The sequence below is a fragment of the Polymorphospora rubra genome (genome assembly GCF_018324255.1).
Classification (GTDB): domain Bacteria; phylum Actinomycetota; class Actinomycetes; order Mycobacteriales; family Micromonosporaceae; genus Polymorphospora; species Polymorphospora rubra.
The window spans coordinates 6,368,393-6,383,105 of record NZ_AP023359.1; the positions used below are offsets into that span (position 1 = coordinate 6,368,393).

Below are 14,713 nucleotides of genomic sequence, written 5' to 3' on the forward strand. Positions count from 1 at the left end.
TCGCGGTGCCCCCGGGCCGGCGTGGCCGGTCGCGGTGCCGCCGGGCTGGTGCGGCCCGCTCAGGTGGCCGGGTCGGCCGGCCGCTCGCGTACGACCACGACCGGGCAGCGGGCGTGGTGCAGCACCTGCTGGCTCACCGACCCGAGCAGCAGCCCGCGCAGCCCGCCCCGCCCCCGGGAACCGACGACGAGCAGCCGGGCCCGGGCACTGGCCTGCGTCAGCGCGTGGGCGGGGGAGTCGACGACGACCTCGGTGCGTACGGCCACCGCCGCGTGCCGCCTGCGCCGCTCCTCGACGAGTTGTTCGAGCCCACGCCGCTCCGTCGCGCTCATCTGTTCGGTGTCGACGCCCGGCGGCCGCCACGGCACCGACGGGATGTTCCAGGCGCCGACCACGAGCAGCGGCGCGTCCCGTTCGGCGGCGGTGTCGAGGGCGAAGTCGAGTGCCGTGACCGAGTCCGGCGACCCGTCGACCCCGACGACGACGTCACCGGTCGCCACCCCAGGCTCGTCGTCGCGTACGACGACCACCGGGCAGTGGGCGTGGGCGGTGACCGTGACCGAGGTCGACCCGAGCAGCAGCCCGCTGAAGCCGCCGTGTCCCCGGTTGCCGAGTACGGCCAGGTGGGCGCTGCGCGAAAGCTCGGTCAGCCGCTGCGTCGGCGGCCCGTCGGCCAGTACGCCGCGGACGACCACGCCGCTGCGGCGTTCGCTGGCCGCGGCCACCGCCGCGTCGAGCGCCTCCTGGGCGCCCTCGCGGGCCCGCTCGTCCGGCCACGGCTGCGCACCGATGATCACCGGAGGGCTGATCGTGAGCCACTCCGAGGCGTGGGCCACCAGCACCGGGCGGCCGGTCCGGGCCGCCTCGTCGAGCGCCCAGCCGAGAGCCGCCTCGCTGCCGGGGGAATGGTCGTAACCGACCAGGATCGGACGTTCCGCCACACTTGCCTCCCTAGCTGCCCGGATACCCCCATCCTCCGTTCCCGGTCACTCCCCGTACCCCGCTTTCCCGACTTACCCCACCCCGCTCCCCGCGATCTTGCGTTGTCTCCCCCTTTCGCCCGGCTTTGTCGGGCGACAAGTGCAGGATCTCGGGATGGGTGGGCGCTCAGGGGCGGGAGGTGTGGCGGCGGCGCATGCCGGCGGCGAGGGACGCGGCGTCCAGGTCACCGGCCGCCAGGCGGGCCGCGACGGTACGGCGTACGACCGCGGCCGCCAGCCGGGGCAGATGCCGGGCGACCGCGAGCTCGACCCTCCCGCGCCGGGTCGTGGCGACGTCCCGCGGCGCCCGCCGCGCGGTGGCGGCCCGCAGCACGGTGTCGACGACCCCGTCCAGCGGCTCGAAACGCGACACCCCCTGCAGCGACAGCCCGGCCGCGGCCGACGAGTCGTGGATCGGCGACGCGACCATGCTCGGGTAGACCACACTCACCCCGACATGGCTGCCGACCTCGAGCCGCAGCGCGTCCGCGTACGCGACCAGGGCCCGCTTGCTGACGCCGTACCCGGCGGCCAGGGGCAGCGGCAGGACCGCCATCCGGCTGGCGACGAACACCACCCGCCCCCGCGCCGCCTCCAGCGCGGGCAGGGCCGCGGCCGTGGTGTGCCAGGCGGCGAGCAGGTTGACGTCGAGCTGCCGGCGTACCGCCGCACCCGGCGGCAACTCGGCCGGCGCGGGACCGCCGACGCCGGCGTTGTTGACGAGCAGATCGAGTCCGCCCAGCCGGTCGACGGCCTCGGCGACCCGGCGGGGCACCAGGTCGCCGTCGGTGAGGTCACAGGCGAGCACCGGAACGTCGCCGGACGTGTCGGCGCGCAGGTCGAGGCCGACCACCCGGGCCCCGGCGGCGGCCAGTCGCGCGGTCAGGGCCCGCCCGAAGGTGCCGCCCGCCCCGGTGACGACGACCCGCCGCCCGGTCACACTCCGCTTGGTCATGCGCCCCCCTCGCTGCGCTCGGCGGTCGCATGACTGCACCTGAGCCTGCCGATGCCCTCGCTGCGCTCGGTCATGCGCCCCCCTCGCTGCGCTCGGCGGTCGCATGACTGCACCTGAGCCTGCCGATGCCCTCGCTGCGCTCGGTCATGCGCCCCCTCGCTGCGCTCGGTGGCCGCCTGACTGCACCTGAGCCTGCCGATGCCCTCGCTGCGCTCGGTCATGCGCCCCCCTCGCTGCGCTCGGTGGCCGCCTGACTGCACCTGAGCCTGCCGATGCCCTCGCTGCGCTCGGTCATGTGTCCCCCTCGCTGCGCTCGGCGGTCGCATGACTTTGACCGGGCCGGCTGATTCCCTCGCTGCGCTCGGTCATGCCGCCCACCGGACGCCCTCGCCGCGGCGTCGGCGTCGGCGGCCGGCCGCGAGTTCGCGGGCGGCGGCCGCGAGGTAGGCGTCGAAGTCGATCCGCATCGCCGGTCGCCGGTCGCCCCAGCGGGCGGCGGCCCGGCGCAGCTCGCGGGCGCAGGCGGCCCGCGCGACGGCGGGCGGCGGCAGCGCGTAGTCGCCGGCCAGGTGCGCGGCGACCAGGCGGGCCTGGGCCTCGACGACCGGCAGCGCCGAGCCGGTGGACTGCATGAGCCCGACGAACATCAGGCCGGGTGTGTCGAGATGGAAGACCCGCTGGTAGAGCGGCAGCCGGTCGGCGCCCTCCCCGAGCAGTGCCGGATCGAGGAACGGCAGGTCGATCCGGTAGCCGGTGCACCAGACGACGAGGTCGACCGGGTCGCGGCGGCCGTCGGTGAACACGACGCCGTCACCGTCGAAGCGGTCGATCGCCGGCCGGGGCTCGACCTCGCCGTGGGTGAGCCGCGACAGCAGCGACTCGGACAGCGTCGGATGGTCCTGGAGGAAGCCGTGCGTGGGGGCGGGCAGCCCGTAGCGCTGCGGCGGCCCGACCGACAGCCGCAGCATCGTCTCGCTGACCCGCTGCCGCATCCGCCACGGCAGCCGGCGGGCGAGCGCGCCGTTGAGGGTGTCCGCCGGCCGGCCGAACAGGTACTTGGGCACCACCCACACGCCCCGGCGCAGCGACAGCAGGGTACGGGCGGCCACGTGCGAGGCGTCGACCGCGATGTCCATCGCCGAGTTGCCGCCGCCGACCACGAGCACCCGCCGCCCGGCGAGCTGCTCCGGGTCACGGTAGTCGTGGCTGTGCATCTGCTCGGCGTCGAGCGGCCCGGGGTAGGCCGGCGAGGGCGGGCGCGGGGTGCTGTTGTGGCCGTTGGCGACCACGACGGCGTCGGCGGTGACGGTGACCGGGCCGGCAGGCCCGCGCGCGGCCACGGTCCAGCGGCCCGCGCCGTCCCGGCCGACCCGCTCCACCGTGTGCCGGGGCCGGATCGCGTCGCGCAGCCGGAAGCGTTCGGCGTACCCGCGCAGGTAGTCGGCGATCCGGGTGTGGTCGGGGTAGGCCGGCCAGTCGGCCGGCATCGGCAGGTCGGCGAACTCGGTGCGGCCCCGGCTGGTGTTGAGGTGCAGGGTGCGGTAGGCCGAGGAGTGCGGGGCGCCGAAGACCCACAGCCCGCCGGGTTCGTCGCCGGCGTCGAAGCAGACCGCGGGAACGCCGTGGTCGGCCAGCGCCTTCAGCGTCGCCAGGCCGGCCGGGCCGGCGCCGATCACCACGACCCGGACGTGTTTCCCCATACCCTGCCTCCTGCGCCGCCCACCCGAACCGGAATCCAACGGTCGATGGATATCGGCCCGCTGTCAAGTCCCGTACATCTGGTCCAGCCAGCGGTGCACGAAGGTCCGCAGCTCGCCGTCCGCCGACGGCCCGGCCTGCCCGCCGAGTACGGCCACCACGTGTGCGTGCACCGACCACACCAGACTGCGTACGGCGGTGCGCGGGTGCGGCTCGCGCAGCACGCCGGCCGCGTCGGCGTCGGCCAGCAGCCGCTCGACGGCCTCGTACAGCGGCAGCGAGTAGCGTTCGTCGAGCCCCCGGTGCCGCTCCGGTTCGAGCCAGCGGCGCAGCCACAGCCCGGTCGTCTCGGGCTGCCCGGTCAGGAAGTCGACGAAGGCGTCCAGCACGTCGTGCAGGGCGTCCAGCAGACCCTCGCCGCCGGCGTCGAGGCGCTCCCGGGCCCGGGCGAGCGCCGGTTCCATCGCCCGGCGTTCGGCCTCGAAGACCCGGGCGAAGCAGGCCTCGTACAGATCGGCCTTGCCGCCGGTGTGGTGGTGCACCGTCGACACGTCGACCCCGGCGGCGGCGGCGACGTGCCGGACGCCGACGGCGTCGAAACCGTGCCGGGCGAACAGCGCGGTGGCCACCCGCAGGATCGTCTGCGCGGTGTCGCGCCGGTCGTCCCGGCGGGGGCGGCCCGGTCGCCGCCGGGGGGTGTGCAGAGTCGCCATGGTGCCCTATTATCCGTCACACGTTGGATTCTGGGCGGAGAGGCACGCCATGGCCGAGGAGACGTCCGGATGACCGGGGCGACGTCCCATGACCGGGGTGGCGTCCCGATGACCCGGGCGACGTGGCCGTGACCGGGGTGACGTCGGCGGGCGGGCGGGCCACCGCGACGCCGGCCGGCTCCGCACCGGTCCGGCTGCCGACCGCCGGGCTGCTGTCGTTCGCCACCGGCTCGGTCGGCATGGGCGTGTGGGTGACGGTGCCCGGCCTGCTGCTGCTCTACTTCCTCACCGACGTGCTCGCCGTGCCTCCGCTGCTGGCCGGCCTGGCCCTGCTGCTGCCCAGCGTCGTCGACGTGCTCCTGCACCCGTTCGTCGGCCACCTGTCCGACGCCGACCTGGCCCGGCGTGGCCACCGCCGCCGGCTGATGCTGGTCGGCTGCGCGCTCGCCCTGGCGTTCGTCGCGATGTTCGCCGTACCGGGGCAGTTGCGCGGCATCCCGGCGGCGGTCTGGGTGGCGGTCGCGTTCGTGGCCGGCAACCTGCTCTTCGCCGCCTACCAGGTGCCCTACCTGGCGACGCCGGCCGACCTCGCGATCGGCTATCACGAACGGACCCGGCTGATGGGGTTCCGGATGGTGGTGCTCACCGTCGGCATCCTGCTCAGCGGGGTGCTCGCCCCGCTGCTGGCCGGCGGTGACGACCCGGCCCGGTCGGGTTACACGCTGATGGCCGTCGTGCTCGCGGTGGCCATGGTGGTGACCATGCTGGTCGGCATCGGCGGGGTCCGCCGGCTCCGGGCCGCCGCCCCGCCCCCGGCCGCGTCGGTCGCCGGGCGGCCGCCGCCGGGCCTGCGTACGCTGCTGCGCGCCCTGCGGGACCGGCAGTTCCGCTGGCTGGTGGTGTCCTACCTGGCCATGGCGACCACCACGAACCTGGTGCTCGCCGCGGTGCCGTACTTCGCCGAGTACGAGCTGCGCCGGCCCGGCCTGACCACCGTCCTGGTCGCCGCGTTCGTCGCACCCGCGTTGCTGGCGACGCCGGTGTGGGTCGTCGTGGCCCGACGGCTGGGCAAGCAGCGCGGTCTGCTCGTCGCGCAGGCGGCGTTCGTGGCCGGCTGCCTGGTGCTCGCACTCGGCCGCACGGCCGGGCTCGGCACCCTGGTCGCCGCCGTCGCGGTGCTCGGGGTCGCGTTCGCCGCCATGCAACTGCTGCCGTTCTCGATGGTGCCCGACGTCGTACGCGCCTCGGGCGCCGACGGCACGAGCCGGGCCGGCAGCTACACCGGCGTGTGGACGGCGGTGGAGGCGGCCGGCGGGGCCCTCGGCCCGTACGTCTACGCGGCCTGCCTCGCCGTCGGCGGATTCGTCGCCAGCGGCGCCGGCGAGGTGGTGGTCCAGTCCGACACCGCCCTCACGATGATCAGGTACGGCTTCGGCCTGGTGCCGGCCGCGCTGATGCTCGTCGCTCTGTTCGCCCAGTCCCGCTACACGTTGGACCGTACCGCCACACTCACCTGACCCGGCCCGCGTGCAAGATCGTTCGAACGGGTTTGCCCTGCGTACGGCTCGGGTACCGGCTTCGGGGCCGGCCGTTGTGCCGGGCGTACGAGGGCGGGGTGATGCCGGATGCGAACGTTGGGTGGGCGCTACCAACTCCAGCAGCGAATCGGTGTCGGCGGCATGTCCGAGGTCTGGCGCGGCCACGACGAGGTGCTCGACCGGCCGGTCGCGGTGAAGCTCATCCTTCCCCACCGGTGCGACGACGGGGGTGTGGATCCCGTCGAGCGGGTCCGGGCCGAGGCCCGGTCGGCGGCCCGGCTGGCCCATCCCAACGTGACCGGCGTCCACGACTTCGGCCTGTCGACGCCGTACCCGGGCACACGGGCGCCGTACATCGTGATGGAACTGGTCGAGGGGGAGACGCTGGCCGACCGGCTCGCCGGTGGGCCGCTGTCGTGGCGCTTCGCGGTGCGGGTCTGCGCGCAGGTGAGTGCGGCGCTGGCCGCCGCGCACCTGCACGGCATCGTGCACCAGGACGTGAAACCGTCCAACGTGATGCTCACCCCGACCGGGGTGAAGGTCCTCGACTTCGGCATCGCGGCCTCGGCGGGCGAGTCCGATCCGCGACTCGACGGCATGCTGCTCGGCACCCCGGCCTTCCTGCCGCCGGAGCGGTTCGCCGGGGCGCCGCCGGCGCCGTCGAGCGACATGTACGCCATCGGCGTCCTGCTCTATCTCTGCCTGGCCGGCCGGCTGCCGTGGCCGGTCGATCCCGAGGTGTGGCGGATGGAGCACTACCGCGAGCCCGAGCCGCTGCCGCGCATCGACGGCCTGCCGCCGGAGGTCGCCGACCTGTGCTTCGAATGCCTGGCCGCCGATCCGGCGGCACGGCCGAGCAGCTTCGTTGCCGCGCTGCTGCTCGGTGACGTGGTCGACGCCCGCGTGTACGTGCCGACGGTGGAGCCGGCGGCCCCGCCGGCGCAGGTCTCGCCGTGGAACCGGCGGGCCGCGGTCGAGCCGACCGACGCCGTGGCGGGACCGGGACAGGTGGGCCGCCACCGCGCCTGACGCGGGGCGCGCAAGGCGTTTTCCGAGCCGCCGGCGTCGTCGTCGCCGAGCATCGGGAAGGCCCGTCACCTGGGCGTAGGCGGTCCTGCCGGGCCCGCGGCGGCCGGCGGCGCCGTCACCGACCCGACAGTCGCGTTGCGGCGCGCGAACTGTCCAGGACCCGATTTCAGTCGCGGGCCGTCCACCGGCCGTGCGACCTTCTTTCCGGACCCGCCGAACGTCCTAAATGGACCTAGTGGGTGCCCGGGCGGCGCTGGGGGGTGCCGCCCTCTCCACGAGAGAGGAAGATCGTTGAAACGACGTATCCGTGCCGCGATCCTGGCGGTACTGGCCGCGAGCGTGGGGCTGGTGGCGCAGGCGAACCCTGCGCACGCCCGCCCCGACTGTGACGTACCGGATCCGCCGCCGATCTGCGACGGCCCCGGCTCGCACGACCCGGAGGGCAACCTGACCGGGGCGACCCGGGTACCGGCCGGCGTGTCGGTGACCGGCTGGGCGACCGACCCCGACGGGGGCGCGGTCCGGGTGGACATCACCATCGGCGGCACCAAGGTCGGCACCCTGACCACCACCAGCGGCGGCAACTTCTCCGGCACCGTGCCGGCGCGCGCCGGCGGCAACGTCTGCGCCAGGGCGCTCAACAACGGCGCGGGAACCAGCAAGCTGATCGGCTGCGCCAACCTGGCCGTCGCGGTCGACCCGGTCGGCTCCTTCGACCGGATCGAGCGGTCCGGGACCGACCTGGCCCTGCACGGCTGGGCGATCGACGGCGACACGACCGACGCGATCTGGCTGCACGTCTACCAGGACGGCGTCTTCGCCACCGCCGCCCCGGCCGACCGCGCACTGTCCGCGCCGCCCGCCGGCCACCCCGGCTACGGCACCGGCCACGGCTTCGCGGTCACCGTCCCGGAACGGCCCGGCGACGGCGAGCACAACGTCTGCGTCTACGCCATCAACGTCGGCGCGGGCACCGTCAACACCGAGCTCGGCTGCCGTACGTACACGGTGCGGCACGACCCGACCGGCGCGCTCGACGAGGTGACCCGGACCGGGAACACCCTGCGGGTGCGGGGCTGGTCGGCCGATCCCGACGAGCCGCAGACCCCGACCGAGGTGCACATCTACGACAGCGGGGTCTTCGTCCGGTCGGTGACCGCGAACGGCCACCGTCCCGACCTGCCGGGCGAGTACGGCCCGACCCACGGGTACGACGTGACCGACCTGCCGGCGAACATGACGCCCGGGCCGCACACCGTCTGCGCGTACGCGATCAACCGGGCGCACGGCGTCCACAACACGCAGCTCGGCTGCCGGAACTACGCGGTGCCGGCTCCCGTGGCCGCGCCGACGATCAACCCGTTCGGCGAGTGGGACATCTACTCCAACGAGATCCACGTGAGCTGGACCGACAACTCGACCAGCGAGGACGGATACCGGGTGGAGCGCTCGGTGGCCGGCGGGCCGTGGGTGGAGATCTCGCGGCGTACCGACGCCTTCCGTTCGCTGACCGACCGCAACCTGACCCCGAACACCCGGCACTGCTACCGGGTGATCGCGTTCAACGAGCTGACCGAGGCGGCGGCGGAGGTCTGCGCGACCACGAAGCAGCCGCCGCTGCCGCAGCCGACCGGGCTGACCGTGGTCGGCCGCACCGACACCACCCTGACGGTGCGGTGGACCGACAACGCCGAGGGGGAGGACCACTACCTCCTCGGTTGGGGCCGGCCGACCGACCAGGTCCTGCCGCGCATCATCAGCATCCCGGCGAACCCGGGTACCGGTGAGATGACGTACACGGTCACCGGACTGGATTCGTCGACCGACTACCGGGTCGCCGTGTCGCCGCGCAAGGCCGGTCACGACACCGCACCCCCGCTCGACACGACCGCCTGGACCACCGGGGGACCGATCGTCAACGGCTTCACCTCGTCGGTCGGCGCGGTGCAGGCGTGTGCCCCCACCGAGGTCACGCTGAACTGGAAGACCACCGGGGCGACCCGGGTCGTGGTCAAGCGCGGCACCACCACGCTGGCCGACCGGACCCAGTCCGGGCCGGGGGTCTGGGAGGGGACGGTCTCGGGCGGCAGCCACGACGGCAACGTGCTCTACACCCTGACCGCGTACGCCGCCGACGGCCGCACCGCGACGGCCAACGTCCCCGTGTACCGCTCCACCCCGTACCCGCTGGTCAAGAGCATCGAGTTCAACAACACCGGCTGGTACAGGCTGGAGGCCTGGTACTACGACCTCTACGACAACAAGATCCAGAAGATCGGCGACGTGGCGTCGGGCGGAAAGATCAACATCACGCCCGGCCACTGCCAGGTGCGGCGGATCAAGGTGATCGACCCGAACACCGGGCGGGTCGCCTTCATGCCCGGCAGCCAGCTCGTCCTCGGCCACAACGAGGGCGGCGTGAGCCAGGTCGCCGCCGGCTGACCTGAACCGTACGGTCCGGCGGGTCGCGTGTGTCGCGGCCCGCCGGTTTCGTCGTGTCCGGCCGCCGTCCCCGGTGGCCGGTCGGCCCGGATCAGACCAGGGTGAGGTTGCGGACGTCGCCGCTCTGCGCCGACCAGCAGAAGACGTCGGCGTAACCGGTGCCGAAGGTGGTCGGGCTGGTCACCCAGCTCCCGTCGGCGCACTGGCCCTGGAGCTTCCAGGGGATGTTGCCGGACCAGGTGCAGTGGGCGTGGGCGTGCCAGCCGATGACCACCGCGGAGCAGTTGCTGGGGATGTAGGCCTGGGCCGGGGCGGCGGCGACGAGCGCGCCGGCCGTGCCGAGGACGGTGGCGGCGGCCAGGGCGAGGGTGCGTCGGAACATGCGGTCCTCCGGTGCCGTGCGGATGCGGTGCACCCATCCAAATATCAGTTAACAAACCTGTCGATAAGCGCTCACCCTTTGGGATGGGGCGGCAACCTTCTGTGATCATCACCTGCAAGCTCTTGCGATTCTTGCGGCGACCGCACTCGTCCCATTCCGCCGTCATCCCACTGTGCGGGCGCGCTCCCAGTCGATGTCGCGGGCGTCTGACCGGCGTCGACGTGAGTGGCATGGCGAGTGCGGCGAACGTGCGAAAACTTCCCCTTGACGTAGGTGGTCGTCGATGTCTAGGTTTCCCCGCAAGCATTTCCAGCAAGTTTCAGTGAGCTTGCTGAAATGCGGCCCCGCGTATCCCTCGAGCCAGCCTCCCGTCCCCGAGGAGAACTGCCGTGATCGCAGCCCCGCGTGCCCGCGACCGGGCCCGCTCCCGTACCCGGCTCGGCGCCGCCCTCGCCGTGGCCGCCCTCGCCCTCACCACCGGCCTCGTCGTCACCGGCGCGGCCACCGGACCGCCCGCCCGGGCGGCCGCCCCCGGTGACAGGAAGGTCACCGCCGTCCTGTTCGAGTGGCGGTTCGACTCGATCGCCCGCGAGTGCCGGGAGACCCTCGGCCCCAAGGGCTACGGCTACGTCCAGGTGTCCCCGCCCCAGGAGCACATCCAGGGCCACCAGTGGTGGACGTCGTACCAGCCGGTCAGCTACCGCATCGCCGGCCGGCTCGGCGACCGGGCCGCCTTCGCCAACATGGTCGCCGCCTGCCGGGGCGCCGGCGTCAAGGTGATCGTCGACGCGGTGATCAACCACATGAGCGCCGGCTCCGGCACCGGCACCGGCGGCACCGCCTACACCAAGTACAACTACCCCGGCGTCTACCAGGTCCAGGACTTCCACTCCTGCCGGACCGCGATCAACAACTACCGGGACCGGTACGACGTGCAGAACTGCGAGCTGGTCGGGCTGTCCGACCTGGACACCGGCAGCGACTACGTCCGCGGTCGGATCGCCGGCTACCTCAACGACCTGCTGTCGCTCGGCGTCGACGGGTTCCGGATCGACGCCGCCAAGCACATGGCGGCCGGCGACCTCGCGGCGATCAGGTCCCGGATGTCCAACCCGAACGCCTACTGGGTGCAGGAGGCGATCTACGGCGCCGGCGAGGCCGTGAGCCCGAGTGAATACCTGGGCAGCGGTGACGTACAGGAGTTCCGCTACGCCCGTGACCTGAAGCGGGTGTTCCAGAACGAACGGCTCGCCCACCTCAACAACTTCGGCGAGGCCTGGGGCTACATGCCGGGCAACCAGGCCGGCGTCTTCGTCGACAACCACGACACCGAGCGCGGCGGCGACACGCTCAGCTACAAGAACGGTGCCCAGTACACGCTCGCCGGCGTCTTCATGCTCGCCTGGCCGTACGGGTCGCCGCACGTGCACTCCGGCTACGAGTTCACCGACCGCGACGCCGGACCGCCGAACGGCGGCACGGTCAACGCCTGCTACGCCGACGGCTGGAAGTGCCAGCACAAGTGGCAGCAGATCGCCAACATGGTCGGCTTCCGCAACGCCGCCGGCGACGCGGGCGTCACGAACTGGTGGGACAACGGCAACGACCAGATCGCCTTCGGACGCGGCAACCGGGCGTACGTCGCCATCAACGCCGAAGGCGGCACGCTGAACCGTACGTTCCAGACCTCGCTGCCGGCCGGCACCTACTGCGACGTCCAGCACGGCGACCCGACCCCGGGCGGCGGCTGCACGGGTACGACGTACACGGTGAACTCGTCCGGCCAGTTCACCGCCAGCATCCCCGCGAACGACGCGGTCGCGCTGTATGTGGGCGCGACCGGACAGCCGAACCCGAACCCGACCACCCCGCCACCGGCCGGGACCAGCGGCGCGACGTTCGCGGTGAACGCGACCACCAGTTGGGGGCAGAACATCTTCGTCGTCGGCAACGTGCCCGGCCTGGGCAGCTGGAACCCGGCGGCGGCGCTGCCGCTGTCGTCGACGACCTACCCGGTGTGGCGGCGCGAGGTCGACCTGCCGGCCGGCACCAACTTCCAGTACAAGTACATCCGCAAGGAGGGCGGCTCGGTCACCTGGGAGAGCGGCGGCAACCGCACCGCCACCGTCCCCGCCTCGGGTCGCGTGAGCCTCGACGACACCTGGCGCAACTGACCGCGTGGCCGCCGGGCCGGGGGCTCGCCCCCGGCCCGGCGGTCGCGTTTACCGGGTGACCGGGCGGGGACTCGGTGCCGGATCGGCCGCGTGACACAGGGCGGCGTACCCCGCCCGGCGCGGCACCGGAGCCGGCGGTCCTCGGGCGTGCCGGCGGATCGGCCGCAGGGAGGACCCTATGCGTGATCAACTAGCCATACCCCAGGTGGACATCCGCGGCGGATTTAATGATGCCGTGGGTGACATCGTGCGATTCGTCCCGCGGGCGATCGCCTTCATCGCCATCCTGGTCATCGGGTGGATCATCGCCCGGCTGCTGGCCAGGGCCGTCAACGGCATCCTGGAGCGGGTCGGCTTCGACCGCGCCGTCGAGCGCGGGGGCGTCAAGCGGGCGCTGGAACGCAGCAAGTATGACGCCTCGGACATCGTGGCGAAGCTCGTCTTCTACGCAGGTGTGCTGTTCACGTTGCAGTTGGCGTTCGGGGTCTGGGGCCCCAACCCGGTCAGTACCCTGATCAACAACATCGTCGGCTGGCTGCCGCGCGCGGTGGTCGCCGTGATCATCGTGGTGGTGGCGTCGGCCATCGCCAGCGCCGTACGTGACCTGCTGTCCAGCGCGGTCGGCGGGCTGTCGTACGGCCGGATCCTGGCCGACGTGGCCGGCTGGTTCATCGTCGCGCTGGGTGTGATCGCCGCGCTCAACCAGATCGGGGTGGCGACCACCGTCACGACCCCGGTGCTGATCGCGGTGCTCGCGACCGTCGGTGGTGTGATCGTCGTCGGCGTCGGCGGCGGCCTCATCCGGCCCATGCAGTCCCGTCTGGAGCGGGCGTTGCAGAAGGCGGAGACGGAGACCGGTCGCGGCGGCGTGCCGCAGCCCGGCGCGGCGGCGGAGCGTGGCGGCATGGAACGTGGCGGCATGGAACATGGTGCGGCGCGGCAGCCCGAGCCGGCCGGCATGGCGGGCGGCCAGGGTGACGGCCGTAGCGGCGACGGGATGCGGCGGCCACATTCCCAGCCGGCGGGTCGGCACTGACCCGAGGGCCCGGACCGGCTCAGGCCGGGCCGGGCCGGCGGTGCATCCGGTCGGGCGGCGCGGTGACGCGTCGCCCGACCGGCGTGTGTGCACGTAACCGGCCCGACACGGACCGCTGCGAGACTCGGCGGACGGTGGTGTTGACAGACCCGGGGTGCGGGCTGTCCAGTTGGGCTATGAATAGACGATTATCGATCTTATTGTCCTCTTCCGCCTCCCCCTACCGGCCGGTCCTCACCCATCCCGTCCTGCGCCGGATCCTCCCCGGCTTCGCGCTGTCGTCGCTCGGCGACGGTATGGCGGTCGTCGCGGTGCCCTGGCTGGCCCTCGAACTTGCGCCCGCCGGCGAGCAGGGCACCTGGGTCGCGATCGCCGTTGCCGCGTACACGTTGCCGGCCGCCGCCGGCGCCGTGATCTTCGGCCGCTGGCTACGCCGTCACGGGGGTGCCCACCTGGCCGGCTGGGACGCCGTCCTGCGGGCCGGGGCGCTCGGCGCCATCCCGGTCGCCCACCTGCTCGGCGCGCTGACCATCGGGCTGTTCGTGGTGCTCCTCGCGTTCTCCGCCCTGCTCCACTCGTGGGGCACGGCGGGGCGCTACACCCTGCTCGCCGAGGTGCTGCCCGCGCGGCACCACCTCGCCGCGAACGCCGTACTCACCACCCTCGCCGAACTGGCCATCGTGCTCGGGCCGCCGGTCGGCGCGGCGCTCATCGGCGGGATCGGCGCGGTCGGTGTCCTCGCCGTCGACGCCCTCACGTTCGCCGTGCTCGCGCTGACGTACCGGTCCGCGGTCGCCGCCGGACGCCCCGGTCCCGCCCCGGTCGGTGTGCCGCCGTCCGTGCCCGGTCCCGCCCCGGTCGGCGTGCCGCCGCCCGCGGCCGGCCCGGCCCCGGTGCCGGTCGACCCGGCGGCACCCCGCCCCGACCCGGTCGGGGCCGCGCCGGCGGGACCTGTGCCGGCCGGGTCCGTGCCGTCCGGCTGGCGGATCATCCGCGCGGACCACCGGCTGCTCGGGCTGCTGTTGCTGTCGTTCGGCTTCTTCGCCCTGTACGGCCCCATCCAGGTGGCCCTGCCGTTGTACGTCAGCCGGGACCTGGGCGGGTCGGCCGGCGACCTCGCCGCGCACTACACCGTGTTCGGTGCCGGGGCGGTCGTCGGCGGTCTGGTCACCGGTCACCTGCGCCGGTGGCCGCTGTGGCCGTTGACCGTCGGCATCGTGGTGTGCTTCGGCGTGGCGTTGCTGCCGCTCGGGCTGGGTGCCCCGCCGCTGCCCGCCCTCGCCGGCTTCGCGTTGGCCGGACTGTCCTGGGGGCCGTACCTGTCGACCTCGATGGCGCTCTTCCAGCGCATCACCCCACCGGAGTCGCTGCCCCCGGTGCTCGCGGCGAACGGTGGGCTGACGGTCGTCGCGGTGCCGCTCGGCGTGCTGGCCGGGGGGCCGCTGACCGCACTGGTCGGCGCGCGGCCCACGCTGCTGCTGTCGGCGGTCGCCACCCTCGCGCTCGGGCTGGCCGCGCTCGGGTACACCGTCGCGCGCCGCCGCGCCGCCCGAATCCGCCGACGGCCCGGCGCGTCGATCCATTTCGATGGCAAATTGTGAACGTGATGTTCCCGAAGGGCTGACATCGGCCCGGACCGAGGTAGCGTGCCCAGAATCGAAGGGCTATGGTGGAAGCGCTTCTATCTGGAACACCACGGGCACGTCACGGTCTCCCGAATCGTCAGATCTCCTGAATCGAGACGTCCCGGATCGCGAGACAATCCG

General features: G+C 73.4%; 11 protein-coding genes. 6 read left to right on the forward strand and 5 right to left on the reverse strand.

The annotated features are described in order from the left end of the window. Window positions 1–59: 59 nt before the first annotated feature. From Prubr_RS28655 to Prubr_RS28670, 4 genes are all read right to left on the reverse strand, one after another. Complete coding sequence (locus Prubr_RS28655; RefSeq protein ID WP_212818001.1) at window positions 60–941, reverse strand: universal stress protein; 882 nt, start codon at window positions 939–941, stop codon at window positions 60–62. A 166-nt stretch (window positions 942–1,107) separates the two neighbouring features. Then, complete coding sequence (locus Prubr_RS28660; protein ID WP_212818002.1) at window positions 1,108–1,935, reverse strand: SDR family NAD(P)-dependent oxidoreductase; 828 nt, start codon at window positions 1,933–1,935, stop codon at window positions 1,108–1,110. A 365-nt stretch (window positions 1,936–2,300) separates the two neighbouring features. Further along, entirely contained in the window at window positions 2,301–3,635 is a 1,335-nt protein-coding gene (locus Prubr_RS28665; protein ID WP_212818003.1) for a flavin-containing monooxygenase, read from the reverse strand. A 63-nt stretch (window positions 3,636–3,698) separates the two neighbouring features. Further along, the gene (locus tag Prubr_RS28670) at window positions 3,699–4,346 is read right to left on the reverse strand and encodes a TetR/AcrR family transcriptional regulator (RefSeq protein ID WP_212818004.1); all 648 of its coding nucleotides are present in this window, start codon (window positions 4,344–4,346) and stop codon (window positions 3,699–3,701) included. Between the two features lie 122 nt (window positions 4,347–4,468). Between Prubr_RS28670 and Prubr_RS28675 the strand changes: the two genes are divergently transcribed. The 3 genes from Prubr_RS28675 (at window position 4,469) to Prubr_RS28685 (ending at window position 9,355) form a co-directional block, all read left to right on the forward strand. Beyond that, window positions 4,469–5,863 carry an MFS transporter gene (locus Prubr_RS28675; RefSeq protein ID WP_246567770.1) on the forward strand — a complete coding sequence of 465 codons (1,395 nt, stop codon included), beginning with the start codon at window positions 4,469–4,471 and terminating at the stop codon, window positions 5,861–5,863. A gap of 108 nt (window positions 5,864–5,971) precedes the next feature. Further along, the gene (locus Prubr_RS28680; RefSeq protein WP_212818005.1) at window positions 5,972–6,913 is read left to right on the forward strand and encodes a serine/threonine-protein kinase; all 942 of its coding nucleotides are present in this window, start codon (window positions 5,972–5,974) and stop codon (window positions 6,911–6,913) included. A gap of 291 nt (window positions 6,914–7,204) precedes the next feature. Next, window positions 7,205–9,355, forward strand: coding sequence for a fibronectin type III domain-containing protein (locus Prubr_RS28685; protein ID WP_212818006.1), 2,151 nt, complete (start codon window positions 7,205–7,207; stop codon window positions 9,353–9,355). A 91-nt stretch (window positions 9,356–9,446) separates the two neighbouring features. Here Prubr_RS28685 and Prubr_RS28690 read toward each other — a convergent pair whose 3' ends face one another. After that, complete coding sequence (locus Prubr_RS28690) at window positions 9,447–9,737, reverse strand: hypothetical protein (RefSeq protein ID WP_212818007.1); 291 nt, start codon at window positions 9,735–9,737, stop codon at window positions 9,447–9,449. A 389-nt stretch (window positions 9,738–10,126) separates the two neighbouring features. Here Prubr_RS28690 and Prubr_RS28695 point away from each other — a divergent pair, with 389 nt between their 5' ends. The 3 genes from Prubr_RS28695 (at window position 10,127) to Prubr_RS28705 (ending at window position 14,548) form a co-directional block, all read left to right on the forward strand. After that, entirely contained in the window at window positions 10,127–11,911 is a 1,785-nt protein-coding gene (locus Prubr_RS28695; protein WP_246567772.1) for a carbohydrate-binding module family 20 domain-containing protein, read from the forward strand. Between the two features lie 178 nt (window positions 11,912–12,089). After that, the gene (locus Prubr_RS28700; RefSeq protein ID WP_212818008.1) at window positions 12,090–12,947 is read left to right on the forward strand and encodes a mechanosensitive ion channel family protein; all 858 of its coding nucleotides are present in this window, start codon (window positions 12,090–12,092) and stop codon (window positions 12,945–12,947) included. 200 nt (window positions 12,948–13,147) lie between these two features. Continuing rightward, complete coding sequence (locus Prubr_RS28705; RefSeq protein WP_246567774.1) at window positions 13,148–14,548, forward strand: MFS transporter; 1,401 nt, start codon at window positions 13,148–13,150, stop codon at window positions 14,546–14,548. The last annotated feature ends 165 nt before the right edge of the window (window positions 14,549–14,713 follow it).

Excerpts from the sequence above, each read along its gene's own strand:
- Prubr_RS28660 (WP_212818002.1), bottom strand. The coding sequence starts at position 1,935 with ATGACCAAGCGGAGTGTGACCGGGCGGCGGGTCGTCGTCACCGGGGCG.
- Prubr_RS28665 (WP_212818003.1), bottom strand. The coding sequence starts at position 3,635 with ATGGGGAAACACGTCCGGGTCGTGGTGATCGGCGCCGGCCCGGCCGGC.
- Prubr_RS28670 (WP_212818004.1), bottom strand. The coding sequence starts at position 4,346 with ATGGCGACTCTGCACACCCCCCGGCGGCGACCGGGCCGCCCCCGCCGG.
- Prubr_RS28680 (WP_212818005.1), top strand. The coding sequence starts at position 5,972 with ATGCGAACGTTGGGTGGGCGCTACCAACTCCAGCAGCGAATCGGTGTC.
- Prubr_RS28690 (WP_212818007.1), bottom strand. The coding sequence starts at position 9,737 with ATGTTCCGACGCACCCTCGCCCTGGCCGCCGCCACCGTCCTCGGCACG.
- Prubr_RS28700 (WP_212818008.1), top strand. The coding sequence starts at position 12,090 with ATGCGTGATCAACTAGCCATACCCCAGGTGGACATCCGCGGCGGATTT.